Here is a 24,513-nt window from a genome sequence, read left to right as displayed (position 1 = left end):
GCCAAATGATCAAGGGGAAAAAGGGATCGTGGCAGACACGATCCCTTTTTCCTATTTTACAACTGCTGCCGTTCCGCCACCCTCGGCAGATCGATGTTCTGTTGGCCGCCATAATTCCAAAACTTCAGCATCAGGATCAGCCGATCCCTCGGTCCGTTGCGGCTGGTGGCCTCGACGACCACCTTGCAGATGCGGTTTTTCTCAGGATCCACCCAGATGCGGTAGTAAAAATCTTTCCAGAGAGCCGCCAAAAGGCGGTTAGACACCTCGGTCCGGCACTCCATGATCAGGCACTTGTCTTCGTCGACACTATCGATCCCGGTGACGGTGACGCCTTCGATGTTTTTGATGTCCAACGCCGTCAGCGGGCTGATCTCAGAAAGCAGCAAGTCCTGAGGACCAAAGCGGTTTTTCTCAATGGTGTACCAGTTTTTCTTGACGGGATCCCAGAGGTAAAAGAGGTTGCCCGCCGTGTAGATCTCGGCCGGCGATTGAAGGAGCGTCCCTTTCAGGTGAAACTTCTCCCCTTCGGCCCGGTCGCCAGAAAACCGGCTGATCACCTCTTCGCGCCCGTCGACACGGATGAGAAAGGTGCTCTCGAAGGAAAAACTGGGGCTTTGCAGGGTGCCCGCGACGGCGCGCTTGACGACCGTCATCGGATCCTTGGGATTCCAGAGTTCTTCATGGGCTTTCCACATCAGGTAACCGCCGCCGAGGCCCACGATCAAAAACAGGGCGGTGAAACCGGCGATCCACCACCACCATCGTCGCATGGGGAGCCCCCCTTCCGGAAAAACCTCCTACAGAGAGGGTATTTTGCCTTCAAGGGGGGCTAGAACCGGAGGAATTTTCCTTCGCTTAAGGAACACGATCGCCCGTCTATCTGCGCGCGCACTCGCTCGCTTCGCCCTTGAGGATCTCGATCCCGTGGGGCAAAGCCGGCAGGATGATATCGAGGCACTCCTGGACCGCCTTGGGGCTGCCGGGAAGGTTGACGATCAGGGTTCGGCCGCGAATCGCGGCGACACTGCGGGTGAGCATCGCCCGGGGCGTGATCTTCATGCTTTCCGCCCGCATCGCCTCGGCGATGCCGGGAACCATTCGTTCCGCCACATCGAGGGTCGCTTCGGGGGTGACGTCACGGGGCGAGAAACCCGTCCCGCCGGTGGTGAAGATCAGATCCAATCCAAGATCGTCGGTCATCTCCCGGAGCGCAGCGGCGATCTGATCCCGCTCGTCGGGAACGACCTTGTAGGCGGCCATCGCGCCGCCGATGGTTTGGACGGCTTCTTCGATCAGCCGGCCTGAGCGATCCTCCCGCTCGCCACGGCTTCCCTTGTCAGAGGCCGTGAGGATGCCAACGCGGATCATGGGCGCTCCCCCTCTCCGGCAACCTTCGCTCCTGTTTCAAGTTCGCTGACCTCTATCGCATCGCCAACCCGGACAAGGCCGCCTGCCAGCACCCGGATGAAGATACCCTCTTTGGGCATGACACAGTCGCCGGCCTGGTGGTAAATCGCGCAACGGGTATGGCACTCCTTGCCGATCTGGGTCACCTCGCCAACGGCTTCCGAACCCAGTTTTAGCCGGGCGCCGATGGGCAGTGCGGTCAAGTCGATGCCCTCGGTGGTGATGTTTTCGGCAAAATCGCCGGGATGGACATCAAGGCCCAGATCGCGCATCTTTTGAATGCTCTCAATCGCCAGCAAGCTCACCTGACGGTGCCAGGGGCCGCCGTGGGCGTCACCGGTGAGACCGAAGCCCGCCTCCAACATCCCCTGTCCGACGTTCTGCTTGCGCATCCCCTTTTTTTCGCTGCTGCAAACAGCCACGATCATTGCCACAGTCATTCCTCCCTGATGAAGTGCCCGCTCTTGCCCCCTATCTTCTCGACGAGCCGGATGTCGCTGACGACCATGCCCTTGTCCATGGCCTTGCACATGTCGTAGATGGTCAGGGCGGCCACCGATACAGCCGTCAAGGCCTCCATCTCCACACCGGTCTTGCCGGTTGTTTTGACGCGGCTCTCGATCTCCACCGTCGAATGGAGTTCGTCGAGGGTAAAGGTCACGTCGACACCGGTGAGAAACAGGGGGTGACAGAGGGGGATCAGGTCGCTCGTCCGCTTGGCGGCCATAATGCCTGCCAGGCGGGCCACAGCCAGCACATCACCTTTGGCGATCTGGCCGTCCCGGACACGCCGGAAAGTGTCCCGGTGCATGAGCACCCGTCCGCGAGCCACCGCTTCGCGCCGCGTCTCCCCCTTCAGGCTCACATCGACCATGCGAGCGCCGCCTTTTTCATCAAAATGCGTCAAAGGATCCATTCGCCACCTCCGCTGTCATCGCTTTAATCAAACTCATCGCCTTTATCGAACCTCCCCCGATACGGGGGCTCATGCCCTTACGGAGGCTTCTTCAGACAAATCCATTGCCTCTGCTCAGTCGCTCATCCCCCGATCTGGGACATGCGGCGTGACCGGTCACCCCAGCCTTCATCGAGCATGCTGTGCTGATAGGGTTTGGCCTCGACGGCTCTTTGAAAGATCCGCGCCAGCAGATGGTCGGGCGCGCCTCGTCGCAAGGGCGCTCGCAGATCGATCTCCTGTCGCGAGTGGAGGCAGGGACGCAGTTTCCCCTCAGCCGTCAGCCGCAGTCGGTTGCAGGCGCCGCAAAAGTGTTTCGACATGGCGCTGATAAAACCGACTGTCCCCAAAGCGCCCTCCAGGGTGTGATAGCGAGCGGGTCCGCCACCGCGGATACCGGGGTGGTGGACCAGTCGCAACCCCTCCTGGGCCATCTTTGTTTTCATCTGTTCAATGGAAACAAATTGGCCGCGAAAACGGGGATCGCCCTCTCCGATGGGCATCAGTTCGATAAAACGCACGTGGACAGGCCACTGCAGGGTGAGGCGGGCAAAGTCGGCCAGTTCGTCGTCGTTGACGCCGCCCATGACGACGACATTCAGCTTGACGGGATGCAGGCCGGCCGCCAGGGCGGCCTCGACGCCAGCCCAAACATCGTCGATCCGTCCCACACGGGTGACGTCGCGAAAGCGCTCCGGCCGCAGCGTGTCCAGGCTGATATTGACGCGATCCAGGCCGGCCGCCTGCAAATCGCCGGCAAAGGACGGCAACAGGATGCCGTTGGTGGTGAGTGCCACGTCTTCGATGCCCGCCATCGCTTTCACCCGCGACACGAAGGGGACGATCCCCTTGCGCACCAGCGGCTCGCCGCCGGTGATCCGCACACGGCGGATGCCCTGGCTGGCGGCGATGGCAATCAGCCGTTCAAACTCTTCGAAACGCAACACCTGGCGGTGGTCGACAAGGGGAATGCCCTCCTCCGGCATGCAGTAGACACAGCGAAGGTTGCAGCGATCCGTGACAGAGACGCGCAGGTAGTGGATGTCCCGAGCGAAGGCATCAATCATTTCGGCCACCCCGTCTCTTGGCAGTATGAGTGCATAGAAGGGAACCCCGTTAAATCAGCGGTTAGAAGCAGCCCAACTCGCAGTGGCGGATTTTGATCTTCAGATCGTTGGCCAGGCGTCCAACGAGGCTGTAAGGCACGTGAAAGGTCTCAGCGATGGCCCGGGCATCGGCACAGGTCAGCCGGTTATCGGCAACGGCGTCGACCATGGCCTTTCGGATCGCCGTCATGGTCTGTTCGTCCGGTCGATTCGTTGTCACGACATGCTTCCTCCCCATCCAAGCGTACATCGCGGCAATAAAGCAAGCGGCGCCGGTTTATGAAAAGCAGGCGGGAAGCGGGCTCGTCCATCATCAAAATAACCCACAGCCGTCCCCATTCGGAGAGAAATTCCAATATTCTGAGCGCGCTTGTGATGTTTTTAGCATACGTGTTGAAGCGCGCTTCGTCAAGGGTTTCCCCTCGCCACTCCCCGTTGAGCATCCCTGATTCTAACATTTTTCCCCTCTCTGCCACATAAGTATCTGTCATGGAGAGGGGGATGGCGATGGACTGGGCATTGGTCCTCAGCGGCGGCGGTTCGCGCGGCGCCGCCCATATCGGCGTGATCCAGGCTCTGGAAAAGGAAGGGCTGCGGCCTCCCCTTGTCGTCGGCGTCAGCGCCGGCAGCATTGCCGGCGCCCTTTACGGCACCGGTCACCGGGCCGAGGACATGATCGCCATCGCCAAACGGGCCTCACGGCATTTTCTCTTTGACTTTGACTGGCACTGGATGACCGGGGCGTTGTTGGGACTCCTCCGCCTGGCCCAAGGTCGACCCAACGCGGCGCTCTGGCCCGGTCTGCCTACCGGCCTTCTTGTGGGCAACCAGTTGGAAAAACTGCTTCGCCAGATCTGGGGACAGCAAACCTTCGACGACACAGACCCACGGGTTGTGGTGACCGCAGTCGATCTGATCACCGGCGCGACGATCTGCTTTTTGCCGAAGGAACTGGAACCGAAGGATCCCCTTCCCTACCGGCGCTTCGTCACCGGCGTGCCCATTGCCCAGGCCGTCCGGGCCAGTTCGAGCATCCCCGGCGTCTTTCATCCCGTTCGCCTGAAGGGGTACTGCCTCGTCGACGGAGCCGTGCGGGCCAATCTGCCCACCGACCTGGCCCGCAGCTTGGGCGCCAAAGTGGTCATCTGTGTCAGCCTGCGCGACCCCGATACACCGGCAACGCCGCCGGACAACCTCATCGGAACAGTCCTGCGTTCCATCGACATCCTGGGCTATGAGATCGACCTCTGCACGATTCTGGGCGGCGCCGATCTGGTCATCGAACCGGCCCTTGGACACATGGGCGTCTTTGACTTCGATGACATCGACGCGGCCGTCGAGGTGGGGTATGCTGCAGCCATGGCGGTCATGCCATCGATCCGGCGCGTCTTGCAAGCGCCCCCTGTCCAGCCGAAAGAGCCCTCGGTGACGGAGCACCGGACATCACAGGGACTCGTCATCCGCATCGGCAGAGGGAACCAAGAAAAAAACGAAAGGGAGTGGCATCGCTGAGGATGCTCACTCCCTTTGTTGTCGCTACGAGAAAAAACCTTTCGCGGGCGTCCGCTTGCACTGGCGCGAGACGTGACTGCGCACAGTCCCCTAGGGCTTGCTGGAAGTCCACTGGGCCGAGCCGGCTGGGACTTCGGCGAAAGCGGCAGGACCACCGGCGGGGTGGCCGCCGACAGGGAAGCCAGCCGGATGGGCGCCGGTGTAGTTGGGCACATCGGAATAGGCGGCGATGCCGTGTTCCGCCAGATCCATCCCGTCAATCTCCTCTTCCGGCTTCACGCGGATGCCGACGGTGGCCTTAAGGGCACTGAAGACCAGGTAGGTGGCGCCAAAGGCGAAGAGGGAGACAGCGAGAACGCCAAGGATCTGGACGCCCAGCAGTTCCATGCCGCCGCCGTAGAGGAGGCCCCGTTCGGTGTGGAAGAAGCCGACGGCGATGACGCCGAAGGTGCCGCAGAAACCGTGAACGGCCACTGCGCCGACAGGATCGTCGGCCCGCAGGTGATCGACCCAGCCGACAGCCTCAACCACAAGCACGCCGGCGATGGCGCCGATGACGGCGGCGCCAACCGGTGATACGCTGCCACAACCGGCGGTGATGGCGACCAGCCCGGCCAGGCAGCCGTTGATGACCATACTGGGATCCGGTTTGCCCCATTTGAGCATCGTATAGATGGCGCCCATGGTGCCGCCTGCCGCCGCCGCCAGGTTGGTCGTCACGGCCACGCGGGCGATATTCATGTCAAGACCGGAGAGGGAACTGCCGGGGTTGAATCCGAACCAGCCGAACCACAGCATGAAAGCTCCCATGGCGGCCAGGGGCAGGTTGTGACCGGGGATCACGTTCGGGCTGCCGTCGGCGTTGAACTTGCCCATGCGAGGTCCCAGAACGAGAATGGCCGCGAGGGACGCCCAGCCGCCTACAGCGTGAACGGCGGCGCTGCCGGCATAGTCGACCATGCCCATCTTGGCAAGCCAGCCGTCGGCATTCCAAACCCAGTGTCCGGCCAACGGGTAGATGATGGCGGTGGCCAAAAAGCTAAACACGATATAAGGACCAAACTTCATCCGCTCCGCCACCGCGCCGGAGACAATGGTCGCCACAGCGACGGCGAAGGCCGCTTGGAACAGCCAGTAGGCGTAGAGAGGGATTTTCAGGCCCAGATGTTCGGCCTGCCCTTGCAGGAAGAAGTCGCTGATTCCGATGATGCCGGCCTTGTCCAAGCCGTACATAACGCCAAAGCCGAATGCCCAGTACCCGAGCATGCCGACGGTGCAATCCATAAAGACCTTCATGATGATGTTGATGCTGTTTTTCGCCCTGACGAATCCCGCCTCCAAGGCGGCAAAACCGGCTTCCATGAAAAAGACAAGTGCGGCGGCCAGCAACACCCATACGGTGTCGATCCCCATGGCCAGTTGCTCAGGCGTGGGTGTCATTGTTACTCCTCCTCTGTATCACTACGACCACGAACCAAGGGAACAATCCGGCAAAAACAAAGACGCCCTAGACCCCACGAATTGCTTTCGCCGGGTCTAGGGCGTCTCTGCCCCTGCATCACTATACCTCTTGTGACATTATAGGTCCCGAATAGGTCTTTTGCAAGCGGATCTTTCTTCCCTATCCATGATTTTTCACATCGTCACGGTGGCAACAACCAGGGCAGTACGGCGGTAAACGTCATCCAGTCCATCCAGCGCATCACCGATGCGCAAAAAAGTAAAAAGGAGCACATGCCCTATTTTTTGTATATGGTGATACAGAGAAACCCTATTTCCGGCGAACCTGCGAAAGGATGACCCGAATGAACCAGGTGTACATTTGGGCGGCCGGGCTGCACAGCGTCTTGTACTACGTGTTGATCTTCTTGCCCGACAAGCCCCAGTTGCTGATCGACCTCTGGTACGGTCCTACGCTGATTCTGGTCGGCCTCTACAGCGCCTTTCAGGCTCGCTCCCTAACGGGCGCCAGCCGCGTCACCTGGACACTTCTCGCTCTCGGCGCCGCCTCTTATGGCACGGGCGATACCATCTGGGCCTTTTACAATGCTGCCGGCATCGAGTCAGGAAAAGGCTCGCTGGCCGATCTCTTCTATCTCGGCCAGCAGGTGTCCTTCGTCGCCGGTTTAGCGCTCCTGCTCAAAGAGCAGATGAACCGGCGCAGCGCTATGAAGTTCTATATCGACATCCTGTCGATCACCACGCTGGTAGCGACACTGATGACCCATTTCTTTATCCTGCCCCTCTGGAATCAATCAGAATTGGATTTCACCAGCCGCTGCATCCAGGTGGCCTATCCCTTCTTCGACTTTATCTTGATCTTTTTCACCATCTGCATGGGGTATTTGTGGCCAAAACACTTCCAGGGCGTCATCGCCTGCCTCGTGGCGGGGATCTGGATGGAGATCTTTGCCGACCTCTACTACCTGCAGACGACCATGACGCAGACCTACGAATCGGGAAACATGGTCGATCCCCTCTGGGGCATGGGCATGTTCATGGTCTTGATCAGCTTGATCGAAGTGCGGCAGGAATACGCCCAACGGCTCTATTCCTTTGAGCGTCCACCGGCTGAACCGCTGCAGCCCCTGCGGCGAATCGCCCTGGCCTTCACGCTCACCCCTTACGGCGGATTGATCCTGCTGTCTCTCCTCGATATTCTCCTGCCCGATACAATCGTTTTGAAGCTGGGCGCCCTGTTGACCATCCTTATGCTCATCTTCCGCCAGTTGTCGATCATGTCGGAAAACGACAAACTGCTGCACCGGGCCGGCCAACTCAACAAAGCGTTGGAGGAATCGGTCCACAGGCAGCAGTGGTTAAATGAAGAACTATCGACGATGCATCAAGGGTTGCGGGTGAAATCCTATCACAGCGACATCTAGGGCGCGTTACAGCGCAACGGCCCCTCGCTCGCCCGTGCGGATCCGCACCGCCTCTTCGATGGGCAAGATGAAGATCTTCCCGTCTCCTACATTTCCCGTCCGGGCCGCTTCGATGATCGCTTGCACCACTGTTTCCACTTCACCGTCTGAAACGGCCAACTCCAGCTTCACTTTCGTCCGCAAGGTGATGGCGTATTCCTGCCCGCGGTATACGCCTGTCTCGCCTTTTTGTCTCCCACAGCCCATCACCTGGGTGAGCGTCATGCCCCGGATGCCGACAGCCTCCAAGCGCTGTTTGACCAGGTCCAAACGTTCGGGACGAAAAACGGCTTCAATCTTTTTCACTCGGTTCACCTTCCTATGGAATTCTATTGCATGTCGTAGGCGACGATGATCGCCTCCGCCACGGCTTTCAGACTCAGTCGCTTGTTCATCGACTGCTTCTGGATGCGCCGAAAGGCCTCCGATTCGTTGATGCCCAGGTTGCGCATGAGCAACCCTTTGGCTTTCTCAACAATCTTGCGCGTTTCTATGGTGTTCTTCAACTGACGGATTTCCTTCTCCAAACGGCTGACTTCGCGAAACCGGCTGACGGCAAGGTCGATGATCGGCAGCAGGGACATCTCTTGCACCGGTTTGATCAGGTAGGGCAGCAGAGTATCGGCCTGGCGGCTCCGGATGCTCTCCCGGAGCCCCCGTTCGACCAGCAACACAACGGGGCAGAGTCGCTCGTCTTCGATAATATGGGCCACATGCTCCCCGTCCTTCATGGAAGGTTGCAGGGAGAGAAATACGAGGTCGGGATTCAACCGTCGAACCATTTTCAACGTCCCCAAACCGTCCTCCGCTTCGCCGACGATGACTTGCCCGAGGACATGCAGCAACTTCTTCAATTCCGCACGTTGGAGGTCATCTGGTTCTCCGATGATGACACGCAATCCATGCATCCCTTTGTCCCCACCTTTATCTACATACCGGAAAAAATAACCGGATAGACTAATTATATTGTAATCGACCGCTAAGACAAGGGTCAAAGAGATGGATTCTTCACAGGCGGCCCTTTTCCTCTTTATTATTTTTATCTTGTCGTCTGAATCGTCTGATTACGAGTTTGTGGCAGGAAAGAACACCTCACCGGAGAAATGAGATGTAGGAAGCATGTTCTTGACGGAACAATCAATTTTCTGCATACGAAATGAATTGATACGAAATATCCTATCTTATCCTATCTAATGAGGTGATGGTTACGGAACTTACATACTCCCCGTTGCTGATTCTCGTACTTTCCTATTTTTTTGGGATCCTCGGCTCCCTGCTGGGCTTGGGCGGCGCGCTTTTTCTCACGCCGGTGCTCACCATTTTTATGGGGGTGCCGATTCATTATGCCATCGGCGCCGGTTTTATTTCCATCATCGCCACGTCGAGCGGCTCGGCGGCCGCCTATGTGCGCGACCGCATCAGCAACATCCGTGTGGGCATGTTTCTGGAGATCGCCACCACGGTGGGCGCCATCACCGGCGCCTATCTCTCCGGCTTGATCAGCAACCAGTTGCTTTTCATCGTCTTCTCCGGCATGATGTTTTTTTCGGCATACATGATGTTTCGCAATCGCCATGTCGAATTCGTTGAAAACGCCGAGGAAGACGCCTTGGCGGAAAAACTGCAATTGAGCGGTCACTATGTGGACAAGGCGCTCCACCGGGACATCGCCTATAAGACACAAAAGCCCCTTCAAGGGCTGGGCCTCATGTTTGTGGCCGGTATCTTATCGGGACTGCTGGGCATCGGCAACGGCGCCTTGAAGGTGCTGGCGATGGATCAGATCATGAAGATGCCTGTCAAGGTCTCCTCGGCGACGAGCAACTTTATGATGGGCGTCACGGCGGCCGCCAGCGCCGGCGTCTTCTTCGCCAGAGGCGATATCCACCCGGCCATCGCGGCGCCGGTGGCGCTCGGCATGATGCTGGGGGCGATGACGGGCAGCCGGATCATGAACCGGTTGCGCGCCAAGACACTGCGGACGATCTTCGTGCCCATCCTCCTCCTCATCGCCGCGCAAATGTTCTTGAAAGGTCTGGGGGTGTTGTGAGATGGACAAAGCAGGCAAGGTTCCCCGCGATCTGGAGTTGTTGATCAGCAATACCCTGCGCACCGGCCTGATCGCTTGCGGATTGATCACCCTCATCGGGCTCGTCCGTTTACAACTGGCGCCCGTTGGATTGTCTCAATCCTTCCCCACCACGCTCCCCGGCATCTGGCAAGCCCTGCGGGCCCTTCATCCCTACGGGATCATCGATGTAGGGCTGATTGTTCTCATTCTAACGCCCCTGTTCCGGGTAGCCGCTTCGGTATTTGTCTATCTCCGTGAACGGGATTATACCTTTGTGGCGATTACGCTGTTTGTGCTCACCATGTTGATCATCAGTTTCGCCCTGGGGAAGGCCGGCTAAATTCGCCAGCACAAGAGCCTGTCATGCGGTTCAACACCGTAGACAGGCTCCTTTTATTTGAAGTGTATACAATTTTCTATGCAGGTAAACCACTATACTTCGGCCAACATAATCTATCGACACATCGACGCTATAGGAGCAATCGCCAATGGACTATCTTTTCCTGTCGCTCTCCGGCCTGCTGGCCGGCGCCTTGGGGGCGCTGGTGGGGGTCGGCGGCGGATTCATCGTCGTACCGGTTCTGCTGCTCGGGTTTGCCTACTCCCATACGGCAACGGTGGCCACATCCCTTTCCTTTATCTTCATCAATTCCCTCGTCAGCGCCTATCACTACTCCCGGCAAAAGCGGGTGGACTTTGCCACGGCCATCCCTTTTGCCATCAGCACGATTCCCGGCGCCCTCATGGGCGCTTACCTGGTCCCCTACCTGTCCGGACGGGCCTTTGATGTGGCCTTTGCCATCATCTTGATCATCGTTTCTCTGTTCATGATGTTTCGCCCCCAGGGGCAGTCGGTTGATCGCACGCCCGATTGGCTCGGAAAAAAAGTGACCCGCAGGTTTACCGATGCCCACGGCATCACCCATCAATACCGCTTTAGCCCCGGTTTTGGCGTCCTGATCAGCTTCTTTGTGGGCTTTCTTTCCAGCATCTTCGGCATCGGCGGGGGCATCGTTCATGTGCCGGTCATGACCCTGGTCATGGGTTTTCCCCCACACATCGCGACCGCTACGTCCATGTGCATTCTCGCCGTGTCCACCCTTGCCGGAACACTGCCCCACCTATTGCAGGGCGATGTGCAACTGGGCGCTGCTGCGGCGCTCGCCATCGGCGCCATCGGCGGCGCTCAGATCGGCACACGCCTGGCGCCGAGAGTAAACAGCAGGCGGCTGATGCAGCTCTTTGCCGTGATCATGTTCTTTGTTGCCCTGAAATTGCTGATCCGGTAAACCGCCCGGCCAGTCCGGCGCCGTGCGCGCTTTTGTCCAAACCGTGTCGTTCAACCAACCGTTGCCGGGCCCATCCGGTGTTCTGGATGACGGGATGAACGGTCCCCTTCTCATATTGGATAAGCCCCAGTTCTTCCAATAGATCGAGACATCCGATAACCTTGCTGAACACGCCAAAGCCATCGCGCAGGATTTCCTTCGGATACAACGCTTGCGCCAGGGTGATGAGATCGGCCTGTTTGCGTTCATGCAGGATTTCGAAAACCGCCAGGGCCTTATCGATGAAGTGTCGCTTCAGTCGTTGCACGATCTCCCTGTCGTAATGGAAGGACGGCCCATGAGAAGGGAAGCAGATTTTCGGTCCCACGGCATCGATCTTATCGAGGCTGTTAAAAAACAAGGGCAATGTTCGAATTCGCTGACCCGCCACCTGGCTCAGATAGGGGTTGGGGACGATCTGTTGGAGCAGCAGATCGCCGCTCAGCAACCATCCCTGCTTCGCTTCCCATAAGGCGACATGACCGAGGGAGTGGCCGGGCGTATGGATGATCTGGAATTGAAATTCGCCCGTGTCCAGCCGTTCCTCTTCTTGTATCCATTTATATTGCACGTCTTTTCGGCGATAGGCCTCAGGGATGAAGATGCCCTTTGCCGAACGCTCCATCTTCTGCACCATGTCGGTTGGCAGCGCCCACCCCTGCATGAGCATTTTGGCGACGGTTTGTTCGGTTGTAAAGGAATAGTGATCCAAGCTGTGCATCGTGATGGCGATCTGCGCCTCTTCGTACAGGAGATGGGCCAATCCGAAATGGTCGATGTGGTAGTGAGTGATGATGATGTCATCCAAATCACGCAACTCGCAACCTGCAGCGCTCAACTGCTGGCGCAGACAGGTCATCGCTTTTGGGCTCGGCGGCCCCGTGTCGATAAGCACCTTTTTTTTGTCATCGATCAGATAAGCGATGACATCCCCCACAGGGTAATCGGTAGGGATCTGTAACGGAATGATCCGCGCCATCCAGCCTCACCCCAACGTCTTTTTTCGCACAGTTTCCACACTGCATGATTTCACACCGCATGGGTTCCACAACACATCATTTGGACAACCAGACAAGGGTATTTTCAAAAGCAAAATACCCTTGTCATAGCGTCACTGTTTGCTTGGCTGAAGTAGCCGGAAGCTCCCGCCCCCTTTGCAGACGCCTTAGAGGGCGTACTTTTCCGCCTCCAAGAAGGGTTGAGCAATTTTCCGCTTCAGCGCCTTTTCGTTGACGGGCAGGTGGCGGGTCAACTTTTTCAGGATCGACAGCTGCGCCCGCAGCGTGTCGCCTTCCTCCATGGCGGCCAAGGACTGCTTGGCAATCTGTTCGATCGCCCCAAAGCGCCGGTTGACAAAAGCTCTGGCCAGGTCGATCGACAGGGACGCCTGTTCCTGATTGGACTGGGCCAGCTTCTTTTTGGCCCGCAGCAGGGCGCTCTCCATCGCAAAGACGTTGATGACCAGGTCGGCCATGTTGCGGAGGATCTCCTGTTCCTGGGCCAAGGCTTTTTGATACTTCTGGACGGCCAAACCGGCGACGAAGATCAGGGTCTTCTTGCTGCGTTCGACGAGATCGGCTTCGACGCTCAGGGGAACGCCGTCATCCATATGAACGCCCAAGGTGAACAGTTCCGACTGCAGTCGCTGCGCCGCCGCCAGCAGCGGGATTTCCCCTTTCATGGCCCGCTTCAACAGCGTGTCGGGGATCAAGAGCCGGTTGATCTCGTTGGTGCCCTCAAAGATCCGGTTGATGCGGGCGTCGCGGTACATGCGCTCGATCTCGTACTCCTGGGTGTAGCCGTAGCCGCCGTGAATCTGCACGCCTTCATCAGCGACCTGATCAAGCATCTCCGAGGCCAATATCTTGCAGATGGAGCACTCGGCGGCGTATTCCGCCGTGGCCTGCAAGGGCTCTTTCACCTCGAGGGCTTTTTCGATCAGGCCCGCCGTGCGGTAGATGACCGACTCGGCGCCATAGAGTTCGATGGCCATGTCGGCGATCTTCTCCTGGATCAGGGGGAAGCGGGCGATGGGGGTGTTGAACTGGGCGCGGGCGTTGGCATACTTGGTCGATAGGTGGATCGCCCATTTGGCCGAACCGATGCAGCCGGCGCCGAGCTTGTAGCGGCCGATGTTCAGGATGTTGAAGGCAATCTGGTGGCCTTTGCCGATCTCGCCCAAGACGTTCTCAACAGGCACAGAGGCGTCTTCCAGGATCACCGGGCAGGTGGAAGAGCCTTTGATCCCCATCTTCTTCTCTTCCGGGCCGATGGACAGGCCCGGCGTGTCGCGATCGACGATAAAGGCGGTGAACTTGTCGCCATCCACCTTGGCGTAAATGACAAAGACATCGGCGAAACCGGCATTGGTGATGTACTGCTTCGTCCCATTTAACCGGTAATGGCGGCCGTCTTCGCTCAACAGCGCCTTTGTTTTCGCGCCGAGGGCGTCAGAACCGGAACCCGGCTCGGTCAGACAGTAGGCGGCGATTTTTTCGCCGCTGCCCAGCGCCGGCAGGTAGCGTTGTTTTTGTTCCTCATTGCCGAAAAAGACGATGGGCAAGGTGCCGATGCCAACATGGGCGCCATGGCTCAGGCCGAAGGAGCCACCCCGGGCCATGTTCTCGGTGATCAACGTGGACGAGATCTTGTCAAGGGCCACGCCGTCATAGGCTTCCGGGATATCGGCGCCCAAGAGCCCGATTTCACCGGCTTCTCTCAGCAAGGTACGGGTCAGGCCATAGTCCAGCTTCTCGATCTGCTCCAGGTGTGGGGTCACATTGCCGGCGATAAAATCGGCCGTCGTCTGAGCGATGGTCCGTTGTTCCTCCGTAAAATCCTCGGGCGTGAAGACCTGTTCCGGCGCCAGGGTCTCCGTCAAAAAGCTCCCGCCGCGAATGAAATCGCTCATGCTTTTTCACCTCATGTTTATTTTTTAGTGAACCTGTCTGTTCACAGGGCAGAACAGGAGAACGACTCAAGTTTTATCAGAATCTTTCGAATACTGCTGCCGCGCCCATTCCGCCGCCGATGCACATGGAGACGACGCCGAAGCGAGCCTGGCGCCGCTTCATTTCGTATAAGAGCGTCGTGGTCAGCTTGCTGCCGGTGCAACCCAGCGGGTGACCAAGGGCGATGGCGCCGCCGTTGACGTTGACACGCTCCGGATCGATCCCCAAATGACGGATCACATAGAGCGCTTGAGCAGCAAAGGCCTCGTTGAGTTCAAAGAGGTCCACCTCGTCTTGCCCGATTCCGGCCAGCTTGAGCGCCTTCGGGATCGCCTCCACCGGCCCGATGCCCATGATCTCCGCTGGGACGCCGCCGATGGCGAAGGATCGAAAGGCGCCGAGTATGGGCAATCCCTGTTGTTCCGCCTTCTCCCGCGAGGTGACCAGCACCGCCGAAGCGCCGTCGCTGATCTGTGAAGAATTGCCGGCGGTGACGGTTCCGTTTTCGCGAAAAGCGGGGCGCAATCTCCCCAACGCCTCCAGCGACGTATCCCCGCGAACGCCTTCATCCTTCTCAAAGAAGACATCCCGCTCTTGCAACTTTCCCGCTTCATCGACCCACCGCTTGGTGAAGGTCACCGGTGTGATCTCCTCGATAAAGCGTCCCTCCGCTTGCGCCTGGGCCGCTTTTTGATGGCTTTTCAGGGCAAAGAGGTCTTGCTCTTCCCGGCTGACGCCAAACCGGGCGGCCACGTTTTCCGCCGTGATGCCCATGGCCATGTAGGCTTCCGGCATATGTTCCATCAGGTAGGGATTGGGGGCGATTTTGGTTCCCCCCATGGGGATCGTGCTCATGCTTTCCACGCCGCCGGCGATCAGCCTGTCGGCAAAACCGGTCATCACCCGTTCCGCCGCGATGGCGATCGATTGCAGCCCCGAGGAACAAAACCGGTTGACGGTCATGCCGCAGGCGCTGTAGGGCAATCCGGCTCGCTGCGCCACGATCCGCCCCAGGTTCATCCCCTGTTCCGCTTCAGGGAAGGCGCAACCGATGATGACATCTTCCACCTCTTCCGGCGCGATGGCCGGCACGCGCGCCAAGGCGCCCTGGACCGCTAGGGCAGCCAAATCTTCCGGGCGCACATCCTTCAAGACGCCTTTCGGCGCTTTGCCGACGGGAGTCCGTACGGCGCTGACGATCACGGCCTCTCTCATCTTCCCGAACCTCCCATCGCTCAATTCCGCAGCGGTTTCCCTTTGGTCAACATGTGGCGCATCCGATCCTGGCTCTTCGGCTCGCCGACCAGGCTGAGGAAGGCCTCTCGCTCAAGGTCCAAGAGATACTGCTCCGGCACAAGGCTCTTGGCGGGGATATATCCGCCCGTCAAGACATGAGCCACCTTGCCGGCGATCTTGGTGTCATGGTCGCTGATCCGTCCCGCTTGCTGGAGCGAATAGACGCCCAGCTTCAGCAGGGCCAGACCGGGTTCGCCCACGACAGGGATCCGGCGCGACACCGGCGGCGTGTAGCCTTGATCCCACAGGGCCAGCGCTTTTTGCTTTGCCTCATAAAGTTGGCAGTCCGTATTCATCGTGATGGCGTCGTTGCGGCGGAAGTACCCAAGCCGTTGAGCGTCCATGGCGCTCGTTGACACCTTGGCCATGGCGATGGTCTCGAAGACCCGGTTGACGATCGGCTGCAGGTCGTCTTTTTCACCGGCGCCCGCCTCGTCCATGGCCCGCAGGAGCAGTTCCTTGTGGCCGCTGCCGCCGGGAATCAGACCTACGCCGACCTCCACCAGTCCGATGTAGGTCTCCGCCGCTGCCTGGATGGCCGCCGCCGGCATCGTCAGTTCGCATCCGCCGCCCAGGGTGAGGCCATGGGGCGCCACGACGACGGGACAACGGCTGTACTTGATGGCCATGGCCGTCTGCTGGAACTGGCGCACCATGTAGTCGAGGTCATCCCAGTTCTCGTCTTCCGCTTCCATAAGAATCAGCATCAGGTTGGCGCCGACGCAGTAGTTGGCGCCCTCGTTGCCGATGACGAGCCCTTTGTAGTTGCGTTCCGCCTCTTCGATGCTCCAGCGGACCATCTGCAGGAAATCGGGTCCGATGGCATGTTTTGGCGAGTGAAAATCGAGGAAGGCCACGCCGTCGCCCATGTCATAGAGGGAACCGCCGGCGTTGGAACGGATGGGCGGTTGCCGGCGCAGATCGGCCACCTGCAGCTGCTCGGCCGGCCGTTCCATCTCCGCTCTGTCACCGGACAGGCGCACATAGAAGCGCTGGTGGTCACGCTCGCCGTAGAACCGTTCCTGTCCCTTCTCAAGCATCTGGGCCACCCAGAGCGGAATGACCTCTCCCTCGGCGCCCATGCGGGCGACGCTTTCCTTGACCCCGATGGCATCCCACGTTTCAAAGGGTCCCAGGGACCAGTTAAAGCCCCACCGCATCGCTGCGTCGACGCTGACGATATCGTCGGCGATTTCCGGCAGCTTGTTGGCCGAGTAGAGAAGCACTTTTTTGAGGATCTCCCAGCTGAACTGGGCGGCGGGATCCTTGCCGCTGATCAGGGTCTTGATTTTTTCCGCCGTCCCCTTGCCCATCTTGGCCGTCTCTAACGAAGGGATGGCGATTTTTTTGCGGGGTTGGTAGGATAGCGTTCCGATGTCGAGGGCGCAAATCTCCGTTCCCTTGGGTCCTTTTTCTTTGCGGTAAAAACCCTGGCCGCTCTTATCGCCGAGCCACCCCTGCTCCAGCATCCGCTGCAGCGGCGCCGGTGTCGCAAAGACGGCCCTTTCTTCGGGATCTGCCGTCGTCTGGAACACGTTGTTCGCCACATGGACAAAGACATCAAGGCCCACCAGATCGAGGGTGCGGAATGTAGCGCTTTTCGGCCGTCCGATAACAGGACCGGTCAAGGCATCCACCTCGTCGACCGTGAGGCCGTGCTTCTCCATGGCCTGCAAGGTGACGAGCAATCCATAGGTGCCGATGCGATTGGCGATGAAATTCGGCGTATCCTTCGCCAGCACGACGCCTTTGCCCAACTGTTTCTCACAGAAAGACTGCATGAAGCCGATCAGTTGTTCATCCGTCTCCCGGCAAGGGATGATCTCCAACAACTTCATGTACCGGGGCGGATTGAAGAAGTGGGTCCCCATAAAATGGCGCCGGAAGTCATCGGAGCATTCTTCGACTATCCCGTTGATCGACACTCCCGATGTGTTGGAACTAACGATCGTGCCAGGCCGCCAGTGCGCTTCCACTCGTTTCCAGATGGCTCTCTTCACATCCAGCCGTTCGACGATGGCTTCGATGACCCAATCGGCCCCGGCGACGCGGGGAAGGTCATCTTCCAAGTTCCCAACGGCGATCCGATCCAGCACGTCCGGCGAATACAGGGGCGACGGTTTTTGCTTGAGCAGATTCGCCTTGGCGACGGCGGCGATGCGATTGCGCACGATCGCGTCTTGCAAGGTCAAGCCTTGCTTCGCCTCTTCTGCCGTAAGGTCTTTCGGAACGATATCCAGCAGGAGCACCTCTCGACCGGCATTGGCCAGATGGGCGGCGATCGCCGATCCCATCACGCCCGCCCCAAGGACAACCGCTTTTTGGATCGATTGGACCATGGTTTCCCTCCTCATCCCTTTCCACTTGGCTCCCGAGGGACTTCCCCTCATGAACGCCGGTTTATGAGTGAGCGCTCATTCATCTCGATCGAGAAAAAATCATTCACGTTGTGATGCCCTTGAGGATCATGCGGAGCAACGGTTCTCCCTGGGAACGCAAGGAGTAGTCTTTCTGACTGAACACCCAGGAAGTGGCCACTTCATTGATGCCGCCAAAGATGAGCTTGCGAACCAGCACCGCCGATAGGGTAGGATCAAAATGCCCCTGCTGCTGCCCCAACCGTATCGTATGCTCGATGATCTGAAAGTACTGCCGCAGGATGGGGGCGATGCCTTCCCGGATCGTGAGGTTGGGTTGGCGCAGTTCAAACTGGAACACCCGGGCCAACTCCGGGTCCTCTTCCAACTTTGCCAGGTGTTGCTGGATGATGCAGCGGATCTGCGCCCTCGCGTCATCGATCGATCGCAGTTGCTCCTGCAGCGCCGCGATGAACGATCCTACTTGATGCTCAAAGAGGCGGATCATCAGTTCTTCTTTGCTGCGAACATACAGATAGATGGTGCCTTCGGCGATCCCCGCTTGTTTCGCGATCTTGGCGATATGGGAATCATGGAAGCCGTAGCACGCGAAGATCACCTTCGCCGCTTCAATGATGATCGGCAATTTGTCCTTTTCACGTTGCCGCGTCATAGCCAATGTCCCTCAAGCCCTATACATATAGAATATTATGAATTTTCCGTTTTCGTTGCAGCCACCTCGTTCTCCTCTTCCAACAGTTGGCGACGCAATATTTTTCCGGAAAGCGTTTTGGGCAGTTCCGTCCGGAACTCGATGACCCGAGGAACCTTATAGGTGGCCATGTTGTTCCGGCAGTATTGTTCGATCTCCGCCGGAGAGATCTCGGCTCCCGCTTTGCGCACGAGATAGGCTTTCACCGTTTCCCCACGGTAGGGATCGGGAACGCCGACGACAACCGCTTCTTGGATGGCGGGATGTTCGTAGAGGACCTCTTCCACTTCGCGCGGATAAATATTGTATCCGCCGGCGATGATGACGTCTTTTTTGCGACCGACGATGAAAAAGAAACCCTCTTCATCCATGTAGGCCAGGTCACCGGTGTAGAGCCAACGATCGCGCAAGACCTCATGTGTTTCGTCCGGACGGTTCCAGTAGCCCTTCATCACCTGCGGTCCTTTGACGGCCAATTCGCCCACTTCCCCGCCGGCTACAGCCGCCCCCGTCTCCAGGTGGACGATCTTCACCTCTGTGTCAGGCAAGGGCAAGCCGATACTGCCCGATTTTCGTTTATGCCACAAGGGGATGACATGGGTGACCGGCGACGCTTCCGTCAACCCATAGCCTTCCACGATCCGACCGCCTGTCAGCTCCTCGAACCGTTGTTGCACCTCCACCGGCAACGGCGCCGCTCCGCTGATGCACCCCTTGATTGATGACAGATCATACTGGGCTACCTTCGGGTGATTGATAATGGCGATATAAATCGTCGGTGTTCCCGGGAACATGGTGGGACGCTCCCGGTCGATCGTCTCCAAGATCTTATCGCTCTCAAAGCGGGGCAACAGGATCAATTCGGCGCCGACGGCGATGCCCAGGTGCATCCCCATGGTCAGCCCATAGACATGGAAAAAGGGCAATACGCAGAGGATCCGTTCTTTGCCGGGTTCGCATTTGTAAAACCAAGCGAAAATCTGTTGGGTGTTGGCGTTGATGTTGCGGTGGGTCAACATGACGCCTTTCGGCGTCCCCGTCGTTCCCCCGGTGTACTGATAAAGGGCGACATCCTCCGCCTGCCTTGACGTGATCTCCGCCTCGCTACGGCCGCTTTCCAACACAGCCGGCCAACGGTGGATCGTGGCGCTGACGACAACCGGCGGGTTTGCGCCTTGCGGCGGCGGCGCGGAGGCATTTACAAGGTTTGGCGGAATGGGTAGGTAGTCTTGAATCCCGGTAAAAATCACCTGTTCGATTTTTGTCTTTTCGATCGCCCGCAGCACCCGCTCTTGCAGCAGATCCAGGGCGACGATGAATGTCGCGCCCGAATCCTGCAACTGGTATTGCAGTTCCCGCTCCACATACAAGGGGTTGGTCATGACCACGACAGCGCCGGCTTGAAGGGCGCCGTAGAAGGCGATGATCGCCTGTGGACAGTTGGGCAGCATGACGCATACGGCGTCGCCGGGCCGAAGCCCCCTATGGACCAGGGCGTTGGCAAAACGGGTTACCTCCTGCCACAACTGCCGGTAGGTCATCCGCGCTCCCAGAAAAGAGAGCGCGCCATGGTCAGGATATGACGCCGCTGTTCTCTCCAGCACCTGTGGCACTGTTTCTGCGCTGTAATCCAAGCGCGGCGACACCTCGGGCGGGTAACTTTGCAACCACACCTTGCCCAGGTTCCACTCATCGGCACCGTTACGGCTCGATTGATCCATTCCGCTTCACCTCATATCGTTTTGCTCGTCTCTTTGGTCAACCTTCCCTTCCGAAGGAGCGACCCACCACGTCTTGCCCGCGTAGTCGCTCTGCACCCTTTTTAATCGAACCCGTTCTCGTTGGTATTCTTCGATCATGGACACCAGCCGACAGCGAAAATGATCATGAAGTGCCATGGAAGATAGCCGGCTCTCCCTGGGACCGTCAATGGGCGCGCTTTCCCCTGATACATGGGCTCGGATCGTCCCGCAGAGAGGACATGCCAAATTCCCGTCGTCATGGATCCGAAAGAGGTCAGAACCGCAGGTGGGGCATTCCCGCACCCTTTTCTCGCATTCCTTGGCCTGGAACAGGGTCCTCCCCAACTCTCTCGCTCGCTCCAGTTGTTCCGGTTTGTCAAAACAAGCGCCGGGGAGCGCCGCCTGCAAGGTCCAGCAGTCGATCAGCTTCATCTCCATCACACGCGGCAGCACCAAGGCGGCTGTCTGGGCATACCCCTGCCATTGTTCAATGCCATAGGGAATCACCACCAGGCAGGGCTTGCCACGGGTATCGTCAACAAAACGCTGCACACCTAACAGGCGATCGATCAATAATTTCAGCGAGGCGTGGGGACCGAAAAAATAGACGGGGACGCCAATGATCACTGCGTCGGCCTCTCGGATCTTGTCGATGATGAATGAAAAATCGTCTTTAATGGGGCAGCCCTGTCCCGGTTGAAGACAACGGTAACAACCGTTGCAGGGGTCGATGCGACAATCAGGCAACCGGATCAATTCTTTGCTGCAAGGATCGGGAACATGGTCCATGATCTCTTTGAGCAGCACTTCACTGTTTCCCAACCGTCGTTTCGATGCTACGATGCCTAAGACCTTTTTAAAGTGGATCACCTCCGGCAAGCTGGCTAACCATCCTGTGCTGTTGCCACTCTACTGAGTGAGTCTTCATTCAGTGACGCCTGTCATGGATCCGCATGGGCGTTGTTTGGATCGGCGCTGTGGTTTTGAGCGCATCAGCTTCCAATGGCCGTCTCCATTGTATCCCTATTCCGAATTTTCTGTCAATATATTTTAAAAATTTAGGAACTCCTCTTTTTTCCACAAGCAGGAGTTCCTCCAGTGTTTGCATGATGACCTTACAACACCCGGGCTGTCCCCTCGTACACCATCCCCCGTTCAGTCGCATCGATGGTGACGATGTCCCCGTCAGAGAGCGCCTCAAAAGCGTTGTCCACACCGACGATAACAGGGATGCCGAACTGCAAGCCGACGATAGCGGCATGGGAGGTGAGGCCACCCTCGACGGTGATGATGCCAGCGCACCGTTCAAGAGCCTGCACGTATTCGCGGTCGGTTCCGAAAGCGACCATGATTTCGCCCTTTTCCAATCGAGCCGCATCTGCGGGGGAGCGGCAGATGCGAACCTTGCCGACCGCCTTTTTCCGTCCGATGCCCATGCCGTGAGCCAGGATCCGGCCGGCCACATGGACCTTGAGCAGGTTCGTCGTCCCCGATACGCCGACAGGCACGCCGGCGGTGACGACGACGAGGTCACCCGAAGCGATGCGCCCTTCATTCAAGGCGCATTCGATGGCATCGCCCAGCATCTCATCAGTGCCCGCTGTTTCCTGCACCTTCATCGGTTCGGCGCCCCAGACGACCGCCATCTGGCGCAACACCTTTGTCTCCGGCGTGGCCGCGATGATCGGACATTCGGGACGGTAGCGGGAGACCATGCGGGCCGTCGATCCCGCTTTGGTCAAGGTGATGATCGCCTTGGCCCCCAGGTCGGCGGCGATGCTGCAGGTGGCGTGGCTGATCGAATCGGTGACCGATCCCAGCCCCGATTTGCGGCGGCGATCCAACTCCTCGTCATGGCGCAGCACCCGCTCTGTCCGTATGGCGATGCGGGCCATCATCGTCACCGCCTCGACAGGGTACTTGCCGGCCGCCGTTTCACCGGAGAGCATGATGGCGTCAGTCCCATCGAGGATGGCGTTTGCCACATCGGTCGCTTCCGCCCGCGTCGGCCGAGGGTTGCGGATCATCGAGTCGAGCATCTGTGTCGCCGTGATCACCGGCTTGCCGGCGATGTTGCACTTCTCGATGATCATCTTCTGGACAAGAGGGACGTCTTCCGTCGGAATGGCGACGCCGAGATCGCCCCGAGCGACCATGATCCCGTCAGAAACGGCCAGGATCTCGTCAATGTTATCGACGCCCTGGTGGTTCTCAATCTTGGCGATCAACTGCATAGAGGCGCCGCGATCCTCCAATATCTTGCGGATGCCGAGCACATCGGAGGCGTCGCGAACAAAGGAAATGGCGACAAAATCCATATCCTGGGCGATGCCGAACTCGAGATCTTTCACCTCTTTCTCGCTGATGGCCGGCATGCGCAGGGCCACGCCGGGGACGCTGACGCCCTTGCGGCTGCTCACGTCGCCGCCGTTTTTGACGCGACAGCGGATCTCGCCTGTCTGGACGGCGATCACTTCCATCTCGATGTTCCCGTCGTCGATAAGCACCCGCACGCCCGGTCGCACATCCTCCACGAGCCCGCCATAGCTGATCGGCAGGCGCTCCGCAGTTCCGAGTGTCCCGTCGTCAGGAAAGAGGGTGACCTCGGCGCCTTCCGCAAGGGTTGCCTTACCACCAGCCACCTGGCCGAGACGGATCTCGGGGCCTTTTGTGTCGAGGAGGATGGCGATGGGCTGTTCCAAAGCCCCGGCAGCCTGGCGGACAGCAGCGATGCGGGCGGCATGCTCCTCATAGGTGCCGTGAGAAAAATTCAACCGGGCCACCCGCATGCCGGCCCGGATCATCTCCGTCAAGATGGCGGGATCGGAACTGGCGGGTCCGACGGTGCAGACGATCTTGGTGCGAGGCCTCCCGGTCGAAGACGCCTCCTGGGAAATGGAATGCATGAATTCGAACCTCCCCCGTCGAAGCGCGGCGGCGCTCCCTTACTTGACCTTGCCTTTGGCCGATTTTGTCACCAACAGGTAGACGAACCAGGCGCCCCCTCCGATCAGGAGCAGGGAGCCGAGCCGTGAATGATACCCGTAGAGCAACGCCCCGCTGAGCAGCACAACGACAGCTGCGCCATACAGACCGCCGCGAACCTTGGTCCAGTTTTGATCAGAAAACACATCGCTCACCCCGAGGATAGTTTACCCCCGGCTTCTTAAATGGATAACACGCCCGCCAACCGGTACAGTTCCTCGTCTAGGCCGTTGCGCTCCGTCAAGGCCTTGTCCAGATTTTCTTCGATCAGTTCTCCCTTGCGCACGCCCAGCATGATGTTGCTCTGACCACGCAAGAGCGCTTCCACTGCCTGAGCGCCCATGCGAGAGGCCCAGATCCGGTCGGTCGCCGTCGGATTGCCGCCGCGCTGGATGTGACCGAGGATGGTCACTCGCGTCTCCAGGCCGGTCTTCTCTTCGATACGCTTGCCGATCTCGACAGCGCTGCCGGCCCCCTCGGCGACGAGGATGATCGAGTGCAGCTTGCCACGCTCATGGCCGCGCATCAACCGGGCACAGACCTCGTCGATGTCAAAGGAGACCTCGGGAACGAGGATCGATTCAGCGCCGCCGCCCAGCCCGGCCAACAGCGCGATATGGCCGGCTCGCCGGCCCATGACCTCGATCACGTTGGTCCGGTCATGGGAGGTGGCCGTATCGCGGATTTTGTTGATGGCGTCAAGGACCGTATTGACGGCCGTATCGAAGCCGATGGTGTAGTCAGTGCCGGGGATGTCGTTGTCGATGGTGCCGGGAATGCCGACGATGCGGATGCCGTGGCCCATCAAGGCCTGGGCGCCGCGGAAGGAGCCGTCGCCGCCGATGACGACGAGAGCGTCGATGCCGGCGGCCTTGAGCTTGCCGGCGGCCAAAGCCTGGTTTTTCTCCTCAAAAAACTCCTTGCAGCGGGCCGTGCGCAACACCGTGCCGCCGCGATGGATGATGTCGCCGACAGATCCCACGTCCATGGGGCGCATCTCACCGGCCAGCAGGCCTGCATAGCCGCGCAGGATCCCGGACACCTTGATCCCCTGGTATATGGCCATCCGGACGACAGCGCGCACACAGGCGTTCATGCCGGGCGCATCGCCGCCAGAGGTGAGGACGCCGATATGTTGAACCAATCCCATCCCTCCATAGAAAC

The 24,513-nt window shown here is 58.9% G+C and carries 24 protein-coding genes; 5 read left to right on the top strand and 19 right to left on the bottom strand.

Annotation, left to right across the window (positions count from 1 at the left end):
- Window positions 1–56: 56 nt before the first annotated feature.
- The 6 genes from GTO89_RS11400 to GTO89_RS11375 form a co-directional block, all read right to left on the bottom strand.
- Complete coding sequence (locus GTO89_RS11400) at window positions 57–773, bottom strand: hypothetical protein (RefSeq protein ID WP_161262220.1); 717 nt, start codon at window positions 771–773, stop codon at window positions 57–59.
- Window positions 774–879: 106 nt separating this feature from the next.
- On the bottom strand, window positions 880–1,371 hold the full coding sequence (gene mog / locus GTO89_RS11395) for a molybdopterin adenylyltransferase (RefSeq protein ID WP_161262219.1): 492 nt from the start codon (window positions 1,369–1,371) through the stop codon (window positions 880–882).
- Window positions 1,368–1,844, bottom strand: coding sequence for an MOSC domain-containing protein (locus GTO89_RS11390; protein WP_161262218.1), 477 nt, complete (start codon window positions 1,842–1,844; stop codon window positions 1,368–1,370). Before GTO89_RS11390 ends, mog begins: the two co-directional genes overlap by 4 nt.
- A 2-nt stretch (window positions 1,845–1,846) precedes the next feature.
- Window positions 1,847–2,326, bottom strand: a complete 480-nt coding sequence (moaC, locus tag GTO89_RS11385) for a cyclic pyranopterin monophosphate synthase MoaC (protein ID WP_161262217.1) — start codon at window positions 2,324–2,326, stop codon at window positions 1,847–1,849.
- Between the two features lie 122 nt (window positions 2,327–2,448).
- Window positions 2,449–3,432, bottom strand: coding sequence for a GTP 3',8-cyclase MoaA (gene moaA, locus GTO89_RS11380; RefSeq protein ID WP_161262216.1), 984 nt, complete (start codon window positions 3,430–3,432; stop codon window positions 2,449–2,451).
- A gap of 61 nt (window positions 3,433–3,493) precedes the next feature.
- The gene (locus GTO89_RS11375; protein ID WP_161262215.1) at window positions 3,494–3,691 is read right to left on the bottom strand and encodes a hypothetical protein; all 198 of its coding nucleotides are present in this window, start codon (window positions 3,689–3,691) and stop codon (window positions 3,494–3,496) included.
- 287 nt (window positions 3,692–3,978) lie between these two features.
- Here GTO89_RS11375 and GTO89_RS11370 point away from each other — a divergent pair, with 287 nt between their 5' ends.
- Window positions 3,979–4,983, top strand: a complete 1,005-nt coding sequence (locus tag GTO89_RS11370; RefSeq protein WP_161262214.1) for a patatin-like phospholipase family protein — start codon at window positions 3,979–3,981, stop codon at window positions 4,981–4,983.
- Window positions 4,984–5,073: 90 nt separating this feature from the next.
- Here GTO89_RS11370 and GTO89_RS11365 read toward each other — a convergent pair whose 3' ends face one another.
- Window positions 5,074–6,423, bottom strand: coding sequence for an ammonium transporter (locus tag GTO89_RS11365; RefSeq protein ID WP_161262213.1), 1,350 nt, complete (start codon window positions 6,421–6,423; stop codon window positions 5,074–5,076).
- Between the two features lie 365 nt (window positions 6,424–6,788).
- Between GTO89_RS11365 and GTO89_RS11360 the strand changes: the two genes are divergently transcribed.
- Window positions 6,789–7,868: a hypothetical protein gene (locus tag GTO89_RS11360; protein ID WP_161262212.1), complete on the top strand. Its 1,080-nt coding sequence runs from the start codon at window positions 6,789–6,791 to the stop codon at window positions 7,866–7,868.
- A 6-nt stretch (window positions 7,869–7,874) separates the two neighbouring features.
- Here GTO89_RS11360 and GTO89_RS11355 read toward each other — a convergent pair whose 3' ends face one another.
- Complete coding sequence (locus GTO89_RS11355; protein ID WP_161262211.1) at window positions 7,875–8,213, bottom strand: P-II family nitrogen regulator; 339 nt, start codon at window positions 8,211–8,213, stop codon at window positions 7,875–7,877.
- A 23-nt stretch (window positions 8,214–8,236) separates the two neighbouring features.
- Entirely contained in the window at window positions 8,237–8,815 is a 579-nt protein-coding gene (locus GTO89_RS11350; protein WP_161262210.1) for an ANTAR domain-containing response regulator, read from the bottom strand.
- Between the two features lie 293 nt (window positions 8,816–9,108).
- Between GTO89_RS11350 and GTO89_RS11345 the strand changes: the two genes are divergently transcribed.
- From GTO89_RS11345 to GTO89_RS11335, 3 genes are all read left to right on the top strand, one after another.
- On the top strand, window positions 9,109–9,957 hold the full coding sequence (locus GTO89_RS11345; protein WP_161262209.1) for a sulfite exporter TauE/SafE family protein: 849 nt from the start codon (window positions 9,109–9,111) through the stop codon (window positions 9,955–9,957).
- A gap of 1 nt (window position 9,958) precedes the next feature.
- Complete coding sequence (locus tag GTO89_RS11340; protein ID WP_161262208.1) at window positions 9,959–10,318, top strand: DUF1634 domain-containing protein; 360 nt, start codon at window positions 9,959–9,961, stop codon at window positions 10,316–10,318.
- A gap of 148 nt (window positions 10,319–10,466) precedes the next feature.
- Complete coding sequence (locus GTO89_RS11335) at window positions 10,467–11,267, top strand: sulfite exporter TauE/SafE family protein (RefSeq protein ID WP_161262207.1); 801 nt, start codon at window positions 10,467–10,469, stop codon at window positions 11,265–11,267.
- Here the strand turns inward: GTO89_RS11335 and GTO89_RS11330 are convergent.
- From GTO89_RS11330 to pfkA, 10 genes are all read right to left on the bottom strand, one after another.
- A complete protein-coding gene (locus tag GTO89_RS11330; protein WP_161262206.1) occupies window positions 11,230–12,285 on the bottom strand; it encodes an MBL fold metallo-hydrolase in 1,056 nt (351 codons plus the stop codon). The two genes, GTO89_RS11335 and GTO89_RS11330, sit on opposite strands and share 38 nt — an antisense overlap.
- Window positions 12,286–12,471: 186 nt before the next feature.
- A complete protein-coding gene (locus GTO89_RS11325; protein WP_161262205.1) occupies window positions 12,472–14,217 on the bottom strand; it encodes an acyl-CoA dehydrogenase family protein in 1,746 nt (581 codons plus the stop codon).
- Window positions 14,218–14,293: 76 nt separating this feature from the next.
- The gene (locus GTO89_RS11320; protein ID WP_161262204.1) at window positions 14,294–15,472 is read right to left on the bottom strand and encodes an acetyl-CoA C-acyltransferase; all 1,179 of its coding nucleotides are present in this window, start codon (window positions 15,470–15,472) and stop codon (window positions 14,294–14,296) included.
- A gap of 20 nt (window positions 15,473–15,492) precedes the next feature.
- The gene (locus GTO89_RS11315) at window positions 15,493–17,892 is read right to left on the bottom strand and encodes a 3-hydroxyacyl-CoA dehydrogenase/enoyl-CoA hydratase family protein (RefSeq protein ID WP_161262203.1); all 2,400 of its coding nucleotides are present in this window, start codon (window positions 17,890–17,892) and stop codon (window positions 15,493–15,495) included.
- Between the two features lie 103 nt (window positions 17,893–17,995).
- Window positions 17,996–18,583 carry a TetR/AcrR family transcriptional regulator gene (locus tag GTO89_RS11310; RefSeq protein ID WP_161262202.1) on the bottom strand — a complete coding sequence of 196 codons (588 nt, stop codon included), beginning with the start codon at window positions 18,581–18,583 and terminating at the stop codon, window positions 17,996–17,998.
- Between the two features lie 35 nt (window positions 18,584–18,618).
- Complete coding sequence (locus GTO89_RS11305) at window positions 18,619–20,343, bottom strand: long-chain-fatty-acid--CoA ligase (RefSeq protein ID WP_161262201.1); 1,725 nt, start codon at window positions 20,341–20,343, stop codon at window positions 18,619–18,621.
- A gap of 6 nt (window positions 20,344–20,349) precedes the next feature.
- On the bottom strand, window positions 20,350–21,234 hold the full coding sequence (locus GTO89_RS11300) for an NAD(P)H-dependent oxidoreductase (protein ID WP_161262297.1): 885 nt from the start codon (window positions 21,232–21,234) through the stop codon (window positions 20,350–20,352).
- Window positions 21,235–21,479: 245 nt separating this feature from the next.
- Window positions 21,480–23,270 (bottom strand): pyruvate kinase, encoded by a 1,791-nt coding sequence (gene pyk / locus GTO89_RS11295; protein WP_161262200.1) that lies wholly within the window; start codon window positions 23,268–23,270, stop codon window positions 21,480–21,482.
- Between the two features lie 39 nt (window positions 23,271–23,309).
- Complete coding sequence (locus tag GTO89_RS11290) at window positions 23,310–23,495, bottom strand: hypothetical protein (RefSeq protein ID WP_161262199.1); 186 nt, start codon at window positions 23,493–23,495, stop codon at window positions 23,310–23,312.
- A gap of 35 nt (window positions 23,496–23,530) precedes the next feature.
- Window positions 23,531–24,499, bottom strand: coding sequence for a 6-phosphofructokinase (gene pfkA, locus GTO89_RS11285; protein ID WP_170294494.1), 969 nt, complete (start codon window positions 24,497–24,499; stop codon window positions 23,531–23,533).
- Window positions 24,500–24,513 lie beyond the last annotated feature (14 nt).

Origin of the sequence: Heliomicrobium gestii (assembly GCF_009877435.1) — a bacterium.
GTDB lineage: Bacteria > Bacillota > Desulfitobacteriia > Heliobacteriales > Heliobacteriaceae > Heliomicrobium > Heliomicrobium gestii.
Note: the sequence above shows the minus strand (reverse complement) of the source record. Positions and strands in the feature narration are given on the sequence as shown.